General features: G+C 62.5%; 25 protein-coding genes. 1 reads left to right on the plus strand and 24 read right to left on the minus strand.

The window, feature by feature from the left end; translation table 11 throughout:
* Positions 1 to 81: 81 nt before the first annotated feature.
* Complete coding sequence (locus NL532_RS24070; RefSeq protein ID WP_023828943.1) at positions 82 to 438, plus strand: hypothetical protein; 357 nt, start codon at positions 82 to 84, stop codon at positions 436 to 438.
* Here NL532_RS24070 and NL532_RS24075 read toward each other — a convergent pair.
* The 24 genes from NL532_RS24075 to NL532_RS24190 all read right to left on the minus strand — a co-directional run bounded on the left by NL532_RS24075 (position 435) and on the right by NL532_RS24190 (position 18,312).
* Positions 435 to 1,205, minus strand: a complete 771-nt coding sequence (locus NL532_RS24075) for a hypothetical protein (RefSeq protein ID WP_023828944.1) — start codon at positions 1,203 to 1,205, stop codon at positions 435 to 437. The genes NL532_RS24070 and NL532_RS24075 overlap by 4 nt on opposite strands.
* Positions 1,202 to 1,855 (minus strand): hypothetical protein, encoded by a 654-nt coding sequence (locus tag NL532_RS24080; protein WP_023828945.1) that lies wholly within the window; start codon positions 1,853 to 1,855, stop codon positions 1,202 to 1,204. Before NL532_RS24080 ends, NL532_RS24075 begins: the two co-directional genes overlap by 4 nt.
* 26 nt (positions 1,856 to 1,881) lie before the next feature.
* Positions 1,882 to 2,064: a hypothetical protein gene (locus NL532_RS24085; RefSeq protein ID WP_023828946.1), complete on the minus strand. Its 183-nt coding sequence runs from the start codon at positions 2,062 to 2,064 to the stop codon at positions 1,882 to 1,884.
* 72 nt (positions 2,065 to 2,136) lie between these two features.
* On the minus strand, positions 2,137 to 2,550 hold the full coding sequence (locus NL532_RS24090; RefSeq protein WP_023828947.1) for a hypothetical protein: 414 nt from the start codon (positions 2,548 to 2,550) through the stop codon (positions 2,137 to 2,139).
* A 14-nt stretch (positions 2,551 to 2,564) separates the two neighbouring features.
* The gene (locus NL532_RS24095) at positions 2,565 to 3,755 is read right to left on the minus strand and encodes a hypothetical protein (RefSeq protein WP_023828948.1); all 1,191 of its coding nucleotides are present in this window, start codon (positions 3,753 to 3,755) and stop codon (positions 2,565 to 2,567) included.
* Positions 3,756 to 5,630, minus strand: a complete 1,875-nt coding sequence (locus tag NL532_RS24100) for a hypothetical protein (protein WP_023828949.1) — start codon at positions 5,628 to 5,630, stop codon at positions 3,756 to 3,758.
* Positions 5,630 to 6,343 (minus strand): phage adaptor protein, encoded by a 714-nt coding sequence (locus NL532_RS24105; RefSeq protein WP_023828950.1) that lies wholly within the window; start codon positions 6,341 to 6,343, stop codon positions 5,630 to 5,632. The genes NL532_RS24100 and NL532_RS24105 overlap by 1 nt, the downstream gene beginning before the upstream one ends.
* 1 nt (position 6,344) lies before the next feature.
* Positions 6,345 to 6,824 (minus strand): hypothetical protein, encoded by a 480-nt coding sequence (locus NL532_RS24110; protein WP_023828951.1) that lies wholly within the window; start codon positions 6,822 to 6,824, stop codon positions 6,345 to 6,347.
* Positions 6,825 to 6,850: 26 nt separating this feature from the next.
* A complete protein-coding gene (locus tag NL532_RS24115; protein ID WP_023828952.1) occupies positions 6,851 to 7,132 on the minus strand; it encodes a hypothetical protein in 282 nt (93 codons plus the stop codon).
* A 61-nt stretch (positions 7,133 to 7,193) separates the two neighbouring features.
* Positions 7,194 to 7,997: a hypothetical protein gene (locus NL532_RS24120; protein WP_031203032.1), complete on the minus strand. Its 804-nt coding sequence runs from the start codon at positions 7,995 to 7,997 to the stop codon at positions 7,194 to 7,196.
* A gap of 36 nt (positions 7,998 to 8,033) precedes the next feature.
* On the minus strand, positions 8,034 to 8,591 hold the full coding sequence (locus NL532_RS24125) for a hypothetical protein (RefSeq protein WP_023828954.1): 558 nt from the start codon (positions 8,589 to 8,591) through the stop codon (positions 8,034 to 8,036).
* 88 nt (positions 8,592 to 8,679) lie between these two features.
* The gene (locus tag NL532_RS24130) at positions 8,680 to 9,693 is read right to left on the minus strand and encodes a N4-gp56 family major capsid protein (protein WP_023828955.1); all 1,014 of its coding nucleotides are present in this window, start codon (positions 9,691 to 9,693) and stop codon (positions 8,680 to 8,682) included.
* 34 nt (positions 9,694 to 9,727) lie between these two features.
* The gene (locus NL532_RS24135) at positions 9,728 to 10,774 is read right to left on the minus strand and encodes a hypothetical protein (protein ID WP_023828956.1); all 1,047 of its coding nucleotides are present in this window, start codon (positions 10,772 to 10,774) and stop codon (positions 9,728 to 9,730) included.
* 16 nt (positions 10,775 to 10,790) lie between these two features.
* Positions 10,791 to 11,018: a hypothetical protein gene (locus NL532_RS24140; protein WP_023828957.1), complete on the minus strand. Its 228-nt coding sequence runs from the start codon at positions 11,016 to 11,018 to the stop codon at positions 10,791 to 10,793.
* Positions 11,015 to 11,224, minus strand: coding sequence for a hypothetical protein (locus NL532_RS24145; RefSeq protein ID WP_023828958.1), 210 nt, complete (start codon positions 11,222 to 11,224; stop codon positions 11,015 to 11,017). Before NL532_RS24145 ends, NL532_RS24140 begins: the two co-directional genes overlap by 4 nt.
* Positions 11,221 to 11,460: a hypothetical protein gene (locus tag NL532_RS24150; RefSeq protein ID WP_031203035.1), complete on the minus strand. Its 240-nt coding sequence runs from the start codon at positions 11,458 to 11,460 to the stop codon at positions 11,221 to 11,223. Before NL532_RS24150 ends, NL532_RS24145 begins: the two co-directional genes overlap by 4 nt.
* Complete coding sequence (locus NL532_RS24155; RefSeq protein ID WP_023828960.1) at positions 11,460 to 13,904, minus strand: hypothetical protein; 2,445 nt, start codon at positions 13,902 to 13,904, stop codon at positions 11,460 to 11,462. Before NL532_RS24155 ends, NL532_RS24150 begins: the two co-directional genes overlap by 1 nt.
* Positions 13,905 to 14,651 (minus strand): phage terminase large subunit family protein, encoded by a 747-nt coding sequence (locus NL532_RS24160; RefSeq protein ID WP_155923804.1) that lies wholly within the window; start codon positions 14,649 to 14,651, stop codon positions 13,905 to 13,907.
* Positions 14,644 to 14,904 carry a sigma factor-like helix-turn-helix DNA-binding protein gene (locus tag NL532_RS24165; protein ID WP_031203039.1) on the minus strand — a complete coding sequence of 87 codons (261 nt, stop codon included), beginning with the start codon at positions 14,902 to 14,904 and terminating at the stop codon, positions 14,644 to 14,646. Before NL532_RS24165 ends, NL532_RS24160 begins: the two co-directional genes overlap by 8 nt.
* Before the next feature lie 120 nt (positions 14,905 to 15,024).
* Positions 15,025 to 15,309, minus strand: coding sequence for a hypothetical protein (locus tag NL532_RS24170; protein WP_155923805.1), 285 nt, complete (start codon positions 15,307 to 15,309; stop codon positions 15,025 to 15,027).
* A gap of 70 nt (positions 15,310 to 15,379) precedes the next feature.
* Positions 15,380 to 16,816, minus strand: coding sequence for an SGNH/GDSL hydrolase family protein (locus NL532_RS24175; RefSeq protein ID WP_023828964.1), 1,437 nt, complete (start codon positions 16,814 to 16,816; stop codon positions 15,380 to 15,382).
* Positions 16,817 to 17,125, minus strand: a complete 309-nt coding sequence (locus NL532_RS24180; RefSeq protein WP_023828965.1) for a hypothetical protein — start codon at positions 17,123 to 17,125, stop codon at positions 16,817 to 16,819. It lies immediately after the preceding gene.
* Positions 17,126 to 17,189: 64 nt separating this feature from the next.
* Entirely contained in the window at positions 17,190 to 17,504 is a 315-nt protein-coding gene (locus NL532_RS24185; protein ID WP_031203041.1) for a hypothetical protein, read from the minus strand.
* Between the two features lies 1 nt (position 17,505).
* Positions 17,506 to 18,312: a terminase large subunit domain-containing protein gene (locus tag NL532_RS24190; RefSeq protein ID WP_023828967.1), complete on the minus strand. Its 807-nt coding sequence runs from the start codon at positions 18,310 to 18,312 to the stop codon at positions 17,506 to 17,508.
* Between the last annotated feature and the right edge of the window lie 7 nt (positions 18,313 to 18,319).

The following is an 18,319-nucleotide window of genomic DNA, read 5'->3' on the forward strand; positions in this document are numbered from 1 at the left end:
GGCAGAAGATATTGCCAACCGCCGAAAAGTCCGTGCGCGAGGGGGATTGTAGAAATTCCGGGCGCACCTCATATTTATGGGATGCTGCGCGCTCTTGCCCTGGTCTTCTTCTGTCTGGCGACGATAGGCTCTGCTGTGGCAGGGATCAAAGACCCGACATGGAACCCGCCTGCCCGGTTCGACCATGCCTATTCAGGGAAGTTAACCGTTCGCTATCTGCCGCAGAAGCAGGTCGTGGCCGCCTGTGCAAAGCTGTTTGCGAAGTACAAGGTCGCCGCGAAGTCCTCGCTCGTCCAGCGTGGTTGTTCGGCGATCACCAGCGACACATCATGCACCGTCATCGTGGTCGACAAGACCTATGCGCTTGCCACTCCGCAGGCCGTACTCCGCCACGAAATCGGCCATTGCAACGGCTGGCCGGCTAGCCATTCAGACTAGGACTTGGCGAAGGAGGCGACGACGGCAGCGTTGATGCCGTTGCTCGCTGTGCTGCTCCAAGGCGAAACACTGATCGACCTGGCCGCTTGCAGTGCCATGTTGTAATCCCAGCCGCGGCTGCGTCGCTTGCTGTTGGCGTCGGTGGAATCAGACCCCTGCTCGGTCAGGTTTGTCCATGAGATTTCGTTTGCAGCACCGCGTGCGGCGAACCCGATCAGAAGACCTTTGGTCGGTATGTTCACGGACATCGGCATCCCGGAACTGCTGGACGCATCAGAGGCATAAGCCGCCGAAAGATTGTAGGTGATTGTCCGTAGGGCAATGATGCTCGTGGTCAAGCCGCCCCATGAAACGGCAACCGTGCCGTTCGCTCCGGTCGGCTGCGCGACGAACATGGCCGCGCCGACCGCCGGGCCCGCTCCTGTGCCAGTGCTGGCGGCGTTGATGCGGGTAGCGGCCACTCCCCCGATTGTCGCCGCAGGGAACAAGCCAGGGCTTGAAACGGAACTGCTGTGCGCCGCCAAAATCACGACCCATCGTCCGGGCACATCCACCCCAAAATCAACCGCGGCATGAGAGGTCGCAACGGTGGTGCGGCTATCGGTCTCCGTGACGATGGATTTGCTGGCGAAATCGGTCGGGATTACCAACGACCCGGTTGGCTTCCCGGCCAAAGCTCGCCAGTTCGCATTCGGGATCGTCACCGGATAGCTATCGCCGAGCTCGGTCAGGATCTCGGCAATGGTTGGTGTAGCGCCGAGCGTCATCCCGTCACCGTCAGCGTGCCGTTGATGGTGACGGCGCCGGTCGCGTTGTCGATTTGCACGGCATCTTCGGCGTAGACCGACGCGCCAGTATAGCGCTGGATGGCGAATGAGCCGGCAACACCTGCATTATAGACCATACCCCAGCGTATCTGGCTGGAGGAGTTCAGGTACAAATGACCGCTCCAGTTGCCAGAATGCCCAACGAGCCTGACACCGCGAAACCCGCCCGCATCGATAATCGTGATGTAATCCGAAAAAGATGCCCCGACCCCGGATATGTTGCCGGTGTCGTCGATGGTAATCAGGGAATTCTGCAGCACCCCGCCCGTTGCGCCGTTATAGCGGGCAATGGCATTGTCGGTCGCGCCAGCCGGGCCGGTGACGGCGCCAGTTATACCGGCTGCCGTCAGCGTGCCGGATACGGTCAAGTTGCCGGCGATGGTGGCGCTTCCGGCGACAGCCAGACTTCCTGCCGCCGTGACGGTGCCGTCCTTGCCAACCTTGAACTTGTCAGTGCCGCCGACCTGCAACAGCAGCAGCAGCGACGCCACGGCCGATGCCGTGTCGGTGACGTTCATCTTGATGGCGTTGAACGTCGTGCCGCCCGAGTTCCATGTGACGAACTGGTTGTTTACATTCTGGTCGGCCATGGTCGGGTGCCCCTATAGTCAAACGCCTATGCGTCTTTGGTCTCTGTCGGCGGCGCTTCCAACTTCGCGATGCGAGCCAGCGCCTCCTCCAAGCGAACCTGCCCCTGCTCAACCTCTGCCTGTGCGCGCGCCAACTCCTCGGTGAGAGACCTGACGTGAATGGCGAGAACGCGCTGCGTGATGAGGTCGAGTTGGTTTATTCCGTCCATTGTTGGGCTCCTCGTGTCGGACTGGCCTTTGTTTAACACGCACGATCTGCCGATTTGCTTCTTGCTGCGGAGTTATCCGAGGATGGTGTCTCTGACGCGAACCGAGCCGACTGCCTTGGCGCGCTCGGCAGCCAATTCGACCGTTAGCTGAGCGTTTTTCTCGGCCGTTGCCTCAGCTACGGCCTTGACCCCTTCGGCCAACGAGAGCGCCTCGTCGCGCTCTTGTTCCGCCTCCCTTGATTTTCGCCGCTCGGCATCGAGTTCCGCCAGCAGCTCGGCGTTGATTTCCATCATTATGTCGGGGATGTCCCATCCTGCCTTTATCGCCTGTTCCGATGTCATGATCGGCATTGGCTGATAAGCGCGCCCGAGCGGATCCGCCCCCTCTACACCAAGGATGACGTGCCATGCCGTTGGCTGGGGGTCACCCTCGCGGCGCCCGCGAAAGAGGAACTCTTCAACATAGTGGGTTGCATCTTTCGTCATGGAGTTCTTCCTTTTTAGGAAACAATCACGCCATCCGGCCAGCGCCAATTCGTGCCGTCGCTGACGGCCAAACGCTTGTTGACCGTGCCATTCGATACGTAGATCAGTTGCCCGGCTACCGCAGCGCTTGGAACTGTGGCGACTGTGTAGGAGCGTAGATTTAGATGCGAGTTGGCATCGACGACGACCTGGGCATTGGCGCGATGCGAGATTGCGCCGGCATTGTTGGCGCGTAGTATCTCTACCGAACTTGCCGCTCCATCTGGCGTGATGCCGAGAAGCCACCGGCCGGGCATGTCTCCGGTGCCTGGCGTGGCGTCGACCTCGAACCGCATGAAGCCTGCGGGCGGATAATTCGTCCCGTCGTCGCCGTAGGCTTGGATTGTCAAGAGCGTATCGCCGCTGGAAACAACGCCGTGGGTGCCGGCTGTCGTGCCACGAGACTTGACGCCAGCGAGCGTGGCGCCGCCTGTTGATGCCGCCCACCGGTAGGCTGCGATCTGAGCGTCGGTCGAAAGACCGTGCGCCTGAATAACGGGGGACTGGTTGCTGGTCGCGCCAACGGCAATCGAGGCCACATGCCCCATGAGGAATTGCCCCAGAGCCGTGAATCTTCCCTTGATCGTGGTCGCCGTCCCACCGGAATTGGTCCGCACATTGAGTGCTGCCGGCGTGCTGTTCAATGCTTGAGAGCCATCCGCGACCGCTTGAAGGCTGGTCGCGTCCAGGAACGTCACCCCATCTGAAATGGCCGAGATGTAGGAGCCGATCCCGCCACCATCTGCAATCAGGCCATGAGTGCCGATTGCCGAGCTTTTGGCGCGGCAGAGATAGAACTGGGTGCCGGGCGTGTCTGTGTTCTGCCAACGGAAAAGCGCTGCGCTCGAGGTGTCGGTGTCGACGCCGTGGACCTGCAGGCGTGGGATCGAGCCGACGGAGTTCATCGCAAGCCCGGTGCCGTTGCCGAGCACCAGCCGCCCAGACGGATCGAAGACGCCGGTCCGCACTCCAGCATTTGCGATGCCGATCGTGTCGGCGGCCGGCGAGTAGAACCCGGTGTTGCTATCACCGGCGAAGGCAAGCCCCGGCGCAGTCACCGTGCCGGCAGATACAAGGAGCGGGCCGGTCATCGTGCCGCCGCTGAGCGCCAGAAGTTCTTTCTGCCTGGCGATGACCTTCAGCAGTTCCGCGCGCCAGAACGACATCTATCGCACCAGGCCGCGCGGGCTGAAATTGAGCGTCGACGAGGGGAATGTGTGCCGGCGCTTGTCGGCGGCCGACGTGACCAGCGTCACCGCGACATTGCGGCCGAAGCCGTAGAGGTAGCGCGTGAGCTCACCCTGCACGGATTGCGTCCAGTCGATGCTGGCGTAAGCGTCGGTCGAGACGATCGGCGTTCCGCCCTCCACCGCCTCGTTGCGCGGGTCGCCGCGCTCGTCGGATCGGGAATAGTCGATGTCGAACTTGACGCCGATGGTGAGTGCATCCTCGCACAACACGTCGGCGGTGAACTTGTGAAAGACCTTGTTTTGCGTCGCCGACTGCAGATTGTTGAAGGCGAGCCGCAGATAGGTGTCGATCACCGCACCGTCGAAGGACGTGCCCTTGTCGAGTTCGTAGACATAGCCGTCCGTCCCGCCGCCAAACAGTCGGTCGCCAAGGCCGGAACTGATTTCGCCAACGCACGAAGAGTAGAGCGTTATCGGCAGCTTGAAGGGCAGCGTCTCTGGGTACTTCCGCCCGATGTAGAGCACGACGCCGGAGCCATCGTTCCAATAGAGGCGATATTGATCCTTGGCGGTAACCACGAGCGAGGTGTTCGGCGTGACGCTGGCCAGCCGCTTTTGCTTGAACAGCGGCTCGAGCAGTTGCGTCACTGTCCCCGTCTTGAAGTCGCCATAGGCGGCACTCGACGACAGGCGGCGCAAGCCTCCATCATCCAGGTAGATCGGGCTTTCGCCGAAGACCTGCGGCGATCGAAGCACGGCGCCGGCCGCGGCTGTGACAGTTAGCTTCTGGAAATCGTCGACGCTGTTGCCGGCGATGTATTCGATGAGGCCTCGGCCGAAGCATACCAGTGCGGTCGACGCGGACAGCATTCCGGTCATGGAATCGCCGAAAGCAAAGGTGCCTGCACCAGCGGCCGTGCGGTAATCCAGCGGTACACCTGGCCCTGAGAACACAACCGCGCCCACTGAATAGCCGAGAAAAAGGTGGTTGCGGTATTCATCGATATAGGCCGGATTGTCGACCGCCGTCGATCCAACGATGATGCGGTCGCTGGCGGACGTGAGCACCTTGTCGGGAGGGCCGCCGGCCGTGAGCAGATAGGAATCAATGCTCCCGGTATCGATGCCCGTCCTGATCGGCGCAAGCGTCGTGCCGTCCCATTCGAAGGCGGTGCCTACGCCGTTGACGAAGTAAAGCCGCAACGCCGTGGCCGCGCCGTAGAAATTGTGGGTGACGAACTCATAAGTGCCGCCTGGCTGAAGCCCGATCGCCACCTGCGCGGCTGTCGCCTTGGCGCTTCCTGGAACCGCGGTGATGAACTCGGCCGCCGAGAAAGTACCGGTAACGCCGCTGAGTACGAGGAACCCAGCGGCGCTACCGTCCCAGGCGCCAGAAGTGACAACGACCCTTTTGATCGTCGCCGTGGCGCCCGAAGTTCCACCCGTCACTGTCGTTCCTTCCGTGAAGGCCGCAGTGCCGAGCGTGAAATCGAGGGTTGAACCGAATGTCTGCTGCACCCAGCCGACGTCCGTCGACTTGAACATGGCGCCGGTGCCGTCATTCTGGTCGCGGAAGGCCAGCAAGGCGCTGTTGTAGACGGTCGTCCCCCGCACAGGGCCTGTGCCCGGCACGGCCGCGATGGCCGCCCGGCGCGCAGCGATGTCGTCGAGGCTTATGCCGTCGGATGGAGATGGCTTGCCGCTGAAGCGCTCATAGCCGCCAGTCGATGTGTAGCCGTTGACGTCCGGCTCATAGTTGCGCGCGGAGATCACGCGGCCGGGCGGCATCGTGACCTGCGGCGTGATCAGATCCAGGCCGCCCTGCAGAAGGATGGTCTGTGTCGTCTGCATCAGGCAAGCGGTCCCGCGAAAGTCATCTGAGGAAGCTGCCGCGCCTCGAGCCGGCAGAAGTCGCTGTTCTCCCGCATCTTCCACAAAGGCAGCATCTGCATGCCCTCGTCGTGCAGTTGCAGGAACTGGGTCGCGACGGACGAGATCACGTCATGGAAATCGGTCGGCATCTCCGGCACGTCGGCGTCGACCGTCAGCGCCTGCACGCTCTTGCGGTAGGGCCCGACGATGACATAGGTGGCGAGGTCCGGCACGGGCGACAGGCAGAGCTTGTTGGCCGGATCGATCGAGAACATGGACGGCTTGCCGTTGGCCGCACTGGTGTTGACGCGCTGGGCATAGAACTCGTCCCACGGCACGAACTTCAGCGGCCCGATGTCGCTGAGACCGATGGTCGTGTCGTAGAGCCGAAATCGGTTTTCGCCCAATCCGCAGCATATCCACTCGGCAAAGCGATCGATCGTGGCCGATGCGATGGTGTCGGTGGCGACCGTGCCGGCATAGCGCTGGGTGCCGATGCCGGCGGTAAGCGAGAACTCCGACTGCATCCAGCGCCACGCGACATGCGCGTTCTGGATCGAGCGCCATGCCATGTTGGTCCAGCGCACGACCTTGGCCTTGCGTCCGACCTGACCGACAACGGAGGCGATTGCGCCCTCGTCGAACGTTGCCGAGTCGGACGCGACCTGTTTGCAGAGATCGAGGAAGTTCAACTCAGGCTGCCTTCTCGATCAGCGGCGGGTCCTCATGAAGGACCGAGAACGGATACTCGTGCACCTCGGAGGGCGGGAGGATCAGCGTGCCGTTGCCGTCGGTCTCGTAGACGAACTTCTTGGCGTTATCGAGCGCGTGCATGTATTCCCACGGGATCGTCTGCGGCGCCTGGCGCGGGATCCACAACTGCCGGCCGTTCACCGCCACAGGCACTGGCTCGGTGCCGCCGGCCTTGTCCTGGTTGGGGATTATGATCGTCGCCATGCGGCGCGCGTTGGTGGGCGCCGGCGGGTTGATGCGCGCGATCGGCGCCTCATCATCCTCGACCTCGATGAAATCCTTGTCGTAGAGGACGGCGCGCATCTTCTCTTCGATCTTGCCCTTGCCGAGCCGGTAGTCGACGCCTTCGAGGCCGAGCACTGTCTCGGCGTAGTCGGCGAGCTGCTTTGCCGACGCATCGGCGATCAAAATCTTCTGCATGGTTCAGGTTCCTCGTTTGGTGTGGATCAGGCGAACTTGATGCCCGAGCGCTCGATAAAGGCGAGTTCCGCTGCGGAGACCTTGACCGGCTCGCCCTTGGGCAGGCGACGCATGGCGCCGTCGGCGTGGATGGGGATCGTGCCCTTGCCTTCGATGGTGATGGTGCCAGGCTTGCGCGCAGGCTTGGCGGTCGCTGGCTTCTTGGCGGCCTTGGGAGCCGGCACTGCACTGCCCTTGGCGGACTTGGCCGCGGCTTGGTCGGCGGGCTTGCTCGTGCCGCCTACGCTCTTGAACGTGGTGGTGGTCATCTGTCGATCCTCGTCGTTGAAAACAGAAAAGGCGGGAGCACCTGGCCCCCGCCTTGTTTCGTCAGCGGTTCTGTTCGACCGCGATGTAGTCGAGCGTCATGATCTTCTGCGTCGCCGAGCGATTGCTGATCACGATGATCGGGGTCAGGCCGACGGTCGCCGTCAAGGCGTTGGCGATGTAGCCGATCAAGGCGCCGTTGATGTAGCCGGTGACACCGCCTGCGGCATCGAGTTCGACCCGCAGCGTCTGGTAGGTCGCCGCCACAGGTGCATTGTTGCTGTTGACCACCGTGGCGTCGACGTCGGCCTTGACACCTGACAGGTGCCATTTGGCATTGGTCGCGGCGGTGTCGAACACAAACCCGGCGGCGTCGGTCGCGTCACTGGCCGGCGTGGTGCCGGAAAGCGAAGTCGGACACTCAACCGTTGTCGAGATCGTGTCCGAGAAGCCCACGAACATGTAGCAGTTCGTGATGACGTCGACCTGCAGCCGCGCCTCAAATATGCAGCCGCCCTGGTTGGCCTTCCAGTTGAGCTGGTCGAAGGTCAGCGACGTTCCGTTGGCGGCGTTGGTGCCGCTGTCCGACGCCGACTTCATCGTCACCGTGCCGTTCATCGCGCCGGCGACGGTTGTCGCTGCCGCGTTGCCGGTGCCAGCGCCTGCCGTCGATGACAGCCTTGCCTCGATCGCGGCGGCAAGGAAGTCGTCGTAGAAGAAGCTGCGCGCCCTGAGATCGACGAGGTTGAACTCGCCCTCGAAGTCGCCATCGAACAGCGCGCGAAGGGCCTCGTCGAGGTCCTTGCTGCCAGTCTTGGACCGGATGGACGTTACGCGCCTCCGGGCCTGTTCCAATGTGAGAGCCATTTCTGAGCCCCTTTCCTATCTCTGGGGGTTAATGGCTCAGTCGCCCTGGTAGGCGACCCAGCGCAGGCACTTGGCCGCTTCGGCAATGACCGAGCCGATGGTGAAGCCAGAGCCGGACGAGCCAGCGGTGCCTTCAAGGCGCGAGATTGCCGAGGTGGTGGTGGCGCCGGCCGCCGCTGTCGTGACCGCGATGTTGTGCACCACGTTGACGGTGACCGTGGCATCGTCGATGCCGGACGCCGCCTGGGTGGTGAGGTCGTAGACGTTCTCCGACTGGAAGGTGCCGACGAGCGAGCCCTCCTGCACGGTGAAGAAGCCCGCCGCGGTGCCGGCCGCAAAGGTGCCGGATGCGATCAGGACTTCCTCGACGACCGCCGTGGCGCCCGATGTCGCGCCCTTGATCTTGTCGCCGGCCGAGATGACGTTGGTGCCACCCGACGAGAACGGGATGACCCACTGCAGGAAGGCGGACGTGATGATGTCGCCGTCCGTCATATTGTAGAGTTCCACCAGCCTCGGCACGAAGCCGAGCGGGACATTGAGTGCTGCGCCGAGACCGACGACCGTCCCGAATTTTACGTGACCACCATGCATTGGATGGCTCCTTCATGAACTGCGCCCGTTGCGGGCTGGCTAAGGTTTCAAGGGCGGAGATCACTCCCCGCCCGGCAAGTCAGAGCGCTTAGCCCAAGTTGGTGGCGGCCACCTCGACACGGGTCATCCAGGTCTGGTTGAGGATGAGACCGGCGTGATAGGTCTTCCAGCCGACATAGCCGCGCTGCCCGAGCGGATCGTCCTTGGTCTTCTGACCGACAGGGATGATCGAGGGCGACACCGCCCCTTGCCCGCGAAGCGCGACATGGCCCCAGGCGTCCTGACCGAAGATGATGATCGGGTAGACGTCTGCGGATGTGCCGGTCGTCGAGACCATGGTGCCGGATGCGCCAGCCTTGGCGCCACCGCCGTCGGCGAAGGAGCTCAGGTCGGCCGAGGTGATGAAGCGGATTTCCTCGACGGAGCCGAACTCGTTCTCGGAGATCGGGCTGCGCTGGCCGTATTCGGCGACAGGCGTGAAGCCGGCCAGGTTGCGGATGTCCGATTCCACATCGGTGTGGCAGACCGCGACGAAGGCGGCTTCAACCGGCCGCGTGGCGAAGTCCGAGGAGCCCGAGAGCACCTTGGTGATCTTCATCGCCTTCTGGCCCTTGAGGTAGCGGACGGCGCCACGGAACTTGTTCAGCGAGACCGGGGTGTTGACGTCGGTGCGCTGGGTGCCGTTGGCGTAGAACACGCTGGTTCCGGCGCGCACAATGGCGTAGTTGAGCGCCTCGATGGTGCGTCCGATGTTCTCGCCGCACTGGATCGTGGCGTCGTTCAAGACGGGATCCTCGTGCATGTCCTCGATCTTGTCGGTGATCTCGACGACCATGCCGTACTGCCGCAGCGAGGCGGTGACGTCTTCATAGGCGAAGGCGACGGCGGTCGGGGTCACACCCTCGACGAGGGGGATGTTGACGGCCGCGAACACGCGCGGACGGCGGAACTTGATGGTGTCCGACTTGTTCTTCGGCATCTGCTTGGGCAGGCCGAGCTTTTCGAGCACCATGATTGGCTTGGCCCAGCGCAACATCTCCTTTTCGGCATAGACGTTTGTGCGCTGGGAAATGCCTGGGGAACTGTAACCGGTCGTCGTCATTTGGGCGGTCCTATTGGAACCGCTCAGTCACCCCTCACACACGGCGTCTCAGCCTGTCGTCCGCGTTGTCATCACCGAATGCGCTCCAGATTAACTGGGGGTCGCCGTCTTTCGGTATGCCCGTCACCCTTGGCGGTCCGCCTGGGCTTTTGGGGGAACGTGAACCGTCTAGCTGCGCCGCGCGCTTGGCACTGAGCTCCTGTGTCTGCCCGTTGCCGGGCTGCGGGTCAGGCGCAGCAGTGTCAGCCTTGAAAGCATCGAACACTTCGATGGCAGCCTTGGCGTCAAAAATGTGCTCGTTGTTGGTCTCGAACACGGTCTTGACGAACTTTACCGGGCGGTCCGGGGACTGGATCCATTCAGCGAACTGCTTCGCCTTCGGACCTTTGACGTACTCGGTTTCCCACCCTGGATGCGCTGCTTCCAAAACGTCTAGCTGCGTCCGGATGTGCCTGCTGACTTCGTCTTGTTGGACCGAGTTCTGCTCGGCCGTGAACTTGTCGAAGGCTTCAAGCCTCTTTTCGATTGGAGCGAGCGTGTCTTTAAGAGGCTTCGCGATCTCCGGGTAATCGGCGAGGCTCTCGTCGAGCGTGTCGCCTACGGTCTTTGAGGCGGGCGTATCCGCTACCCTGGCTGCGGAGGCCTTCAAATCCTCGAACTGCTTGCGCATGCGGCCGGCGTGCAATCTCTCATTGTTCGCGGCCTTGCGCAGTGCAGTCATCTCGGCGTCGTGCGCTGCCCGGAGTTCGGGCGGGGCGTCTGCCCAGATGTCTTTTGCGGGAGCGGGAGGGGAGGTCTTGTCGCCTGCCGGCGCCTTGCCTACCGTGTCCTGCTCTCCAACGGGAGCATCCTTACTCGCATCGGCTTGCGAATTTGCGAATTCGTTGGAAACCTTTTCGCCGTTGGTCGTTTCCGGCTTCTTCGGAGCGCCGTCGTCGGCGAACTCGGCCCAGATTTTCGCGGCCTCGTCCTGCTCCACCTGTTCGGCGGAAGGTGCCGGCGCCTGTTCCTCGGCCGGCGGCGTCTTCAGTTCATCGCTTTCGGCGGCCTTGACGGCTGCCCCTTGGTCTTCAGTGCTCATCTGCTGGCTTCCTCGTTTAGATTCCAGAGCGGTCCGTGCGCTTCGAATAGTCGCCGGACGGCTCGACATTGATCGGCGCGCTCAATGCCAGGACGGCACGGTAGGCGATGATCTCGCCGCGGGCGGCGTCGTATTCGTGCGGCTGGCGGCCGGGCTGCAGGACGATCTCGGTCTGCACCTCGATGTGCTTCTCGCAGAACTTGCGGACCGCGCTCCATGTCTCGCTGGCGATGTCGATTTTCATTCCGGCAGGCCTTCGAGCATGTGCCGGATCATCTCTTCCGCCTGTTCACCGTCGAAGAGGTTGGTGCCGGACTGATCGCGCCTCATGATCTTGCTGTCCACGACGTACATCGGCACGTTGGTGATGCCGTTGTCAGGGTTGAAGGTCGCCGGGATCTTCCATGTCAGGAAGCGGCTCACCATGTGCTTGATCTGCTCTTCGGTCATTGCATTGAAACCTTCGTGGCTGGGGTAACGCCTTGCTCTCCGGCCAACCCTTCGCGACCTTCGCGAATGTCGAACACGCGAAAACCCACGCCCTCCTTGCCGTAGACAATCACCGCTGCGGTCTTGGGGTCTGGCGTATCCTCGCCATGGTCATCGATCAGCGCGACGATCGGGAATATCTGACCGTCATGCGTGACCTGCATCTTGTCGATCTCGACGTCGATGATGATTTCCATCATAGCGAACCCCCGCCGTGCTGCTCCTGCGCAGGCTGGCTTGCCGTGACCGCTGCCTCGACAGCCAGCTTCCGCTCGGCGCTGTCGGTGTCCATCTTCTTCATGGCGAGCTTGACCTGATTGTCCTTGTCGCCCTTGTCCATCATTGCCCGGAGCTTCTCCATGTCCATGTTCTGCGCGCTGGCGAGCGTCATCATGGCGGTGTCGCGGGCGTAGTTGGCGGCCTTCAGCCTGTAGTCGCCTTCCATGTTGGCGAGTTCGATGTCGGCCTTGATGCGATCCATCTGGATGTCGCGCTTGATCTGCTGCAATTCCATGGAATTGTCGGGCGACGAACCGGCCTTGGCGTCCTGCTCGGCCTGCTTGGCGGCGATCGCCAGCACGGCGTCGATCTGCTCGTCGGACAGCATCACCTCGTCGGCCGGGATCATGTGCGCCTGGAATATCTTCCTCAACAGGTCGCGGTTCTTCAGCATCGGGCCGTAGACCGGGTGGCCGCCGAAGTTCATCGCGATCGCCATCAGGCTTTGCGCCTGCATCTCACGCACCAGAAGCACCGACGATCCCATCGCCTTGACGTCGTAGTCGCCCTTGATCTCTTCCTTCGGGCTGAACTGCATGTTCCAGTCGTAGAGGCGGCGAAGGTCCGGCACCGTCACATCGTCGTCGAAATTCTTGATGCCGTCCCGGAACACGACGTTGGCGTTGTTGAGGCTCAGCACGGTGGTGCCGAACGGGGTGTTCTTGGGCATGGCGCCCATCTCGCCCTGCGCAATCTGCGGCATGGTCGAGACCACGTCGGTCAGCCGCTCGGCCAGGATGATGATGTTGGCCAGTTCGGCCTGGTTGTTCTGGATCTGGAATATCTGGAAAGGGGGATTTTCCTTGGTGATGCCCTTGGTCGAATACCAAATCTTGCGCGGCCTGATCTTCCAGTCGCCGTCGGCGGGCTCGATCGTCGACTTGTCGACCACCACCTGCGGCCCCGACGAGATGCCGGCATTGTCCATCATCGTGCGCCATGCGGCGTTGAAGGCGGATTGCAGGTCGCGCAGGATCGCCGGCATGCCGTAGCCGAACACGCTGGACTCGTCCTTCACCAGGTTGAAGACCGAATACATGCACTCGCCCGAATCGTAGGGATAAAGCGCGAACTTCAGCACTTCGCTGTCGCAGAACCACACGCAGGCGTTCACCTGGGTCAGCGGATCGACATCGGCGGCAAGCTGGTAGGCAACCTCGTTGTTGGTCGCCAGCGCCAGCATGCGCATCTGCTCGGGCTCGAGCGGCCCGTTATATTCCCACACATGGTAGACCGGGCCGGAGACGTCCTGCGCCTCGCTGCGGATGTTGCGAAGCTGGGAGATGTAGGCTGGCGCATTGGAGATCGGCTTCGTCATCAGCAGCCGGCGCAGCGCGTCGACGTCGAAGTTCTTCAGCCTTTGCAGTTCCCGCATCTTCTTCGGGTTCATCAGGTGACGTTCGTAAACGCCGTTGCCGTCCTCGATCTTGGCGACATCCATATCGGGGAAGAAGCCCCACGGGTCGACGAGGCGAAAGCCGGGCTGGTCGCCCTCGGCCATATCGAGATAGTGCGGCCCGTCGACCTTGGGCTGCTTGGTGGTTTCGTCGACAATTGGCTTGCCGTCCTGGCCCTGGACCGGCTTCTGCTTCCAGCCGCGGCGAACACGATCACCGGTGACCGGCCCCTTGGTCACGCCAGTGCCGATCTTCATGGCCCAATCGATCTGGTCGCGCTTGATCGCCTGGTAGCCGCATTCGGTAAGCTGGTCGTCCATGGTCTCGGCCATCAGTTCCGAGCGGCGACGGCCTTCCTCAAGCACGGCGTTGAGCTTGCCCCATGCTTCCTTGGCTGCGTTGGCCTGCTGCGTCAGGGCGTCCGCCTTCTGCTGGGCGGCCGGGTCCGGCTGTTGCGGCGGCTGGCCTTGCGGGCCTTGCGCCTGCTGTGGCTGCGTGGCCTGCTGCTGCGCCTGCAATGCCTGCTGCTCGAGGTCGCGCGCCTGGCCGGCAGCGGCCTCGGCGGCTTCCGTCATCCTGGGCACCGGCGTCGGCTGGATGCCCCAGTTCTTCTCGTCGGTCGGAAACAGCAGGTCCTTGAAGCGGGCGCCCATGGCATTGGTCTTGGGCCGCGTCAGGTTGATGAACAGGCGCGAGCGCTCTTCGGAGATCAGGACCTTCTCCGTCTCGCTGTCATAGCGCGAATGGTACTGCTCGAGGTCTTCGATCCAGCGGTTCTCGATCGCCTGCCGCAGGCCGACGCGGCGTCTGGCTTCCGCTTCAAGCTCGCTGACCACGGACTTCATGGCCTGGGCGAGCTTGTCGCCCTTCATCATAGCCGCCCGCTCGTCGTCGAACTGGGTGGTGTTGGTCGGCTGCTGATCTGCCTGCGCGGGCTGCGACTGGTAGGCGAAAGGCTGAACCATCTACATCCCTGCCCGGCTGTCGGCTGCACGAAAGGCGGTCGAAGTCGGCCCGGCCGATGGCAGCGAGGCGACCTTTTCCCACGTCATCCAGAGGTAGCGCGTGGTGTCCATGAGGTGGTCGTTCTTCTTCACGACGGCTCCGTGCTCGTCGCGACGGTATACGCGATACTCCATCTTGAAATGCTGAAGCGTCTTGAAAATCTTGAGCCGGCCGACGGCGAGCGCCTGCCAGACCTGCTCGAGCCCGGTGCTGACCTCATTGATGGCGGAGATCAGTTTCAGATTACAGGTGTCGCCCATGTATTCGCTGATCAGCTTCTCGCCGTCTCGCTGGGCGCGGCCCCGGGCGGCAGGATCGATGCAGCCGCGTATCCAGTCGCCGCGCGCCCTGATTGCCGCGGCATGGATGATCGGCAGTTGCTGGCCCTGGTAGTGCTCGGCATAGAGATAGATGACGCCAGTCGATGGGTCCTGCGCGCCCCAGATGGCGGCGGTGCGATTCCAGCCGACGTCCAGCGCATAGCCGCGCTTCCAGAACTTGCCGATCGGGAACGGGTCGACCTCGATATCCGAGAGCGGAATGGGATAGATCGCGCCTGCGCCCATGGATGGCTCTCCCTTGGTGCGGGCATCGCGCAGCCATGGCGGCGTGGCGGCGAGCAGTTCGGCCTGCGCCTTCGGGTCGATGTGCGGAACATCGGACCAGCCCGCCTGCACCACATATTTGGACGAGGAGATTTCAGGCACTTAACCCAGCCTTGGGTCGCTGCTTGCCGCGACGCGGGATACCGCCGGCGGCCGCTACGATCTGCCTGACGCGCTCTCTTGTGATGCCGTAGGCCGAAGCAATCTCGACGTGGCTATCGCCGTTGTTGTGGCGGATCAGGATTGCAGAACGACGGTCAGCACGCTCCATAGCCCCGATGCTCTGGCACTTGCTGTCGTCGCCTCGCCATTCACCGCCGCTGTCGCGGCCTGCATAGCCGATGAGCCTCTTCACTGCTTCACTCCTCGTGTGAAGACGCGACACTGGCACGGCGCATCTGAAAAACGTGTGCCTCAAAGAAAAAGCCCGCCATCTGGATGATGACGGGCGTTATTTTCAGACCTGATTTATACGTCAGCCCAGATCGTATCGGAGTCGCCCGGTGTCTTCGAGCGCGGTGCGGATGTCGATCGAGCGCAAGCGGTCATTCAGGTTTGCATCGCCGGCCGGTAGGGCATGCTCATCGGCGAGCGCTGCCTGGTAGCGGATTTCGATGATGGGCGGCAGCACCGGCGCGGAGAAGGCGCTGGCATAGGAGAACGTGCTGAAGCTGGAGATCGAACTGAACGTCGACGTGATCAGCAGCATGCACGCGGCAATCGAGAGGACGGCCCAACTGGGCCAGTACCGATATTTCATGAAAACCTCCTTCGAAGGGTTTGTCGTGTGGACGACCATTGATGACAGGTTGCTGCTGAAAAAACTGTGCCTACGCCAGCAAGGCTTCGATTGCGGGCCTGAACGCCTGCGCCCAAAGCTGATGTCCGGCGTCGTTGAAGTGCACGATGTCGATCCAGTAGGTCGACGACCAGGCTTGAAACTGCGGGATGGCATCGATGTCGACCAGCACGGCGCCGGTCTTCAGCGATCCATAGTTCGCCTTGAGCCATGTGTTGTAGTCGATCCGGGCCTGGTTCTGCGGCGCGGTCGAGGTGTCGCGCAGCGGGCAGGTCGCGAAGATCACCTTTTGGCTGGCATGCAGTCCGGCCGCCCATGTTTGACGATCGGCTATGGCCTGAGCGGCGGTGCGATTGGCGGTGAAGTCGTTGATTGCGGATGCCCCGTCAACGACGATGTTCCTGGTGTAGGTGGCATCGTAGAGCGCATTGACGCGGCTTGCGACATTGGTCGCCATGGTGTTGAGCGTCTGCCCGCCAATACCCATGTTGACGCCGTGGGAGGCCTTGCTGAGGGAGGCCATGATCCGCTTGACCCACGACTGGTTGAGCGTGTGGCCGCTGCCCTCGGTGCGGCTGTCACCATCAAAGATGATCAGGTTGCTGGCGACCGTCTGGACGCCACACTGGGCATAGAGCGCCGCCTCGACCAGGAGGCAGTCGGCGTCAGACAGCGTGGCGTTATAGACCAGGGCGGCAATAAGGTCGAACTCACCGTCGAAACTGGCAGTGCTGAAGTGCTTGCCGAAAGCGATGCCGGTTTCAGTGCCTGCGGTCGGCGCCGTGGTGACCAACTGCGTGTCGCCGTTGACGGCGAACTGCTTGCCGGTAGGCCCACCGCGCCAGCGCAGCACATGCTGCTGAACGCGTGGCATCTTGCGGGTGGAACTGAACGGGCTGGTGTTGTTCCCCTTCACGCCGACGTTGGTGGATTGCGTGAACAGCGAAAGCGTGGTTGCGCCCGGAGGCTGGACAACGAAGTAATTGTCGTTGAACGACTGGTTCGGCGCCAAGAGCAGGAACATCGTGAACGCGGACTTCTCCGTCACCGGCCCTGTGGCACAGGCCATGCTCACGGACTTGACGATACCGGCCAGCGGACAGCTATCGAAATGCACCACAGGACATCTGTTGACCGTCAGCGGGCTGGCTGATGGCTGGCTGGCCTTGGTTGCTTGGGTGATGTGGTTGGCATTGCCGGTCTGGTCGTAGAGCGTCTTCCAGTTGTGCGTGCCGATGCCGATGCCGGAGACGTCGGCGAACTTCGTGCCGAAGGCCACGTCAGCCTCGACATCATCGGAGATGCGCTGCGTGCGCCCGGCAGCGCCCCCATAGGCCGCAATCATCTTGGCTGTGCCCCATGCGGCGGTCGGCGCGGCTGAAACGGTGGGCAGGGATGTCGCAACGGGCGAGGCCAGCGCCCCGCCTCTGGATTGCTGCGCCCCAGCTTCGAGGGATATCCAGGTCATCTAAGCCCCGTTGATCGCGGCGATCTTAATTGCCTGGTTTGGCTGCACGCCATAGAAGCGCGTCTCGCCGGCGGACATATGGCCGGCTGTGGTGACGGCTGTCGGGTTGGTGCCGAACTTGACGTGCGCCGCGGCATCGACATGGATCATCACGAAGGTCGTCGATGCGTTGAGCACGGAAGACTGCGTCGAGGCGACGGGATTGGCGATCACCTGCTCGGCGGCGGCGGGCTCGAAGCCTGCCAGCACGATCTTGCCCGACAGGTCCGCGCCAAGCCTGGCATATTCGGTGATGAAGACGTTGGCCATGCTCAGGGCTCCTGGATAAGGATGAACCCGTCTAACATGGCAGCGCTGGCGAATGTCTGAAGCGCTACCGGCGCGGCTTGGCTTCCGGTTCCATGACAAGTTGGATCATCGGCACGTCCGGCTCGTCGTCGATCGTCAGGCGTACAGGGAGGCCGAGCAATTCGTTACGTCGACCATGCAAGCGCTGGGTGGAGACCACGGCGACCGTCAGGAAATCGGACGAAGCCATGAAATCGCGCCATGCCTCCATCCGAATAACCCACATGCTGGTGCGCTCGTCGAGTTTGCTGCTCCGGCTGTTCGCGCACGCGGTGCGCCGCAAGAGATGCGCCTCTTCCATGAATGACAGCTTGAACATATCGGGGGTGAGTTTCGTCATCTCAATCTCCAAATCCCGGCATGAACTGCATCGTCGTCTCCGACAGCCCCTCAAGCGGGGTGTAGGTCAGCATCGTAATCCCACCGGTGGTGGCCGTGCGGATCAGGCATTCGCCGTAGACGTCGAGCGGCGGCTCTTCATCCAGCCAGATGACGTGCTTGGCCGTACCTTCGAATGCGCCACGCCCCTGCTCGTAAGCCTTGAGGCCAACCCGCGACCAGGATCCAGACACATGCTTGACCAGAACCGTGTCGACCAGATCGTCGACGCCGCGCTTCCAGGTTATTCTGCCCGTCAGGTGCGACGGGATCAATCCTTTTCCGTCGAACCCCTTGCGGCCGTCGTCGGTGTCGTAGCTGACATTACCGAGGAGCGCCCGCTGGTTCACGTCGCGCGTGCTTTCGTTCTTCTTCCCGCAGGCCCAGGCGCTGACGGGTCCGTCAAAAACCCTGCCGTTCCACCATGGCGGATACAGCCCGGTCAGGTGGGCGGTTAACTCATAGGCCGCAAGCGTGGTCTTGCCGATGCGGTTGCCGGCGATGAAGGCACGCTCTCTGTAGGTCGCGCCGGCTTTGACGAACTCCATGTGCCTTGGATATCTGTCGCGGGAAAAGATCACCTGCCCGTCCGGCCCGGCCGTATCGCGATCCGGGAAGAGATCGAAGAACTGGCGCCGGCTGGCACGTCGGTTCAGCGCCGCCAGCAATGCGGCGAAGCGCTCCTGCCTGTCACGCGGCAGCAAGGCGATGTCTGCGGCGTCTATGTCCTGCAGGAGATCGGCTGCTGTGAGGGCAGGAGCGGCGTTCATTGGGCGC

The organism is Mesorhizobium sp. C120A, from assembly GCF_030323105.1.
Taxonomy (GTDB): Bacteria; Pseudomonadota; Alphaproteobacteria; order Rhizobiales; family Rhizobiaceae; genus Mesorhizobium.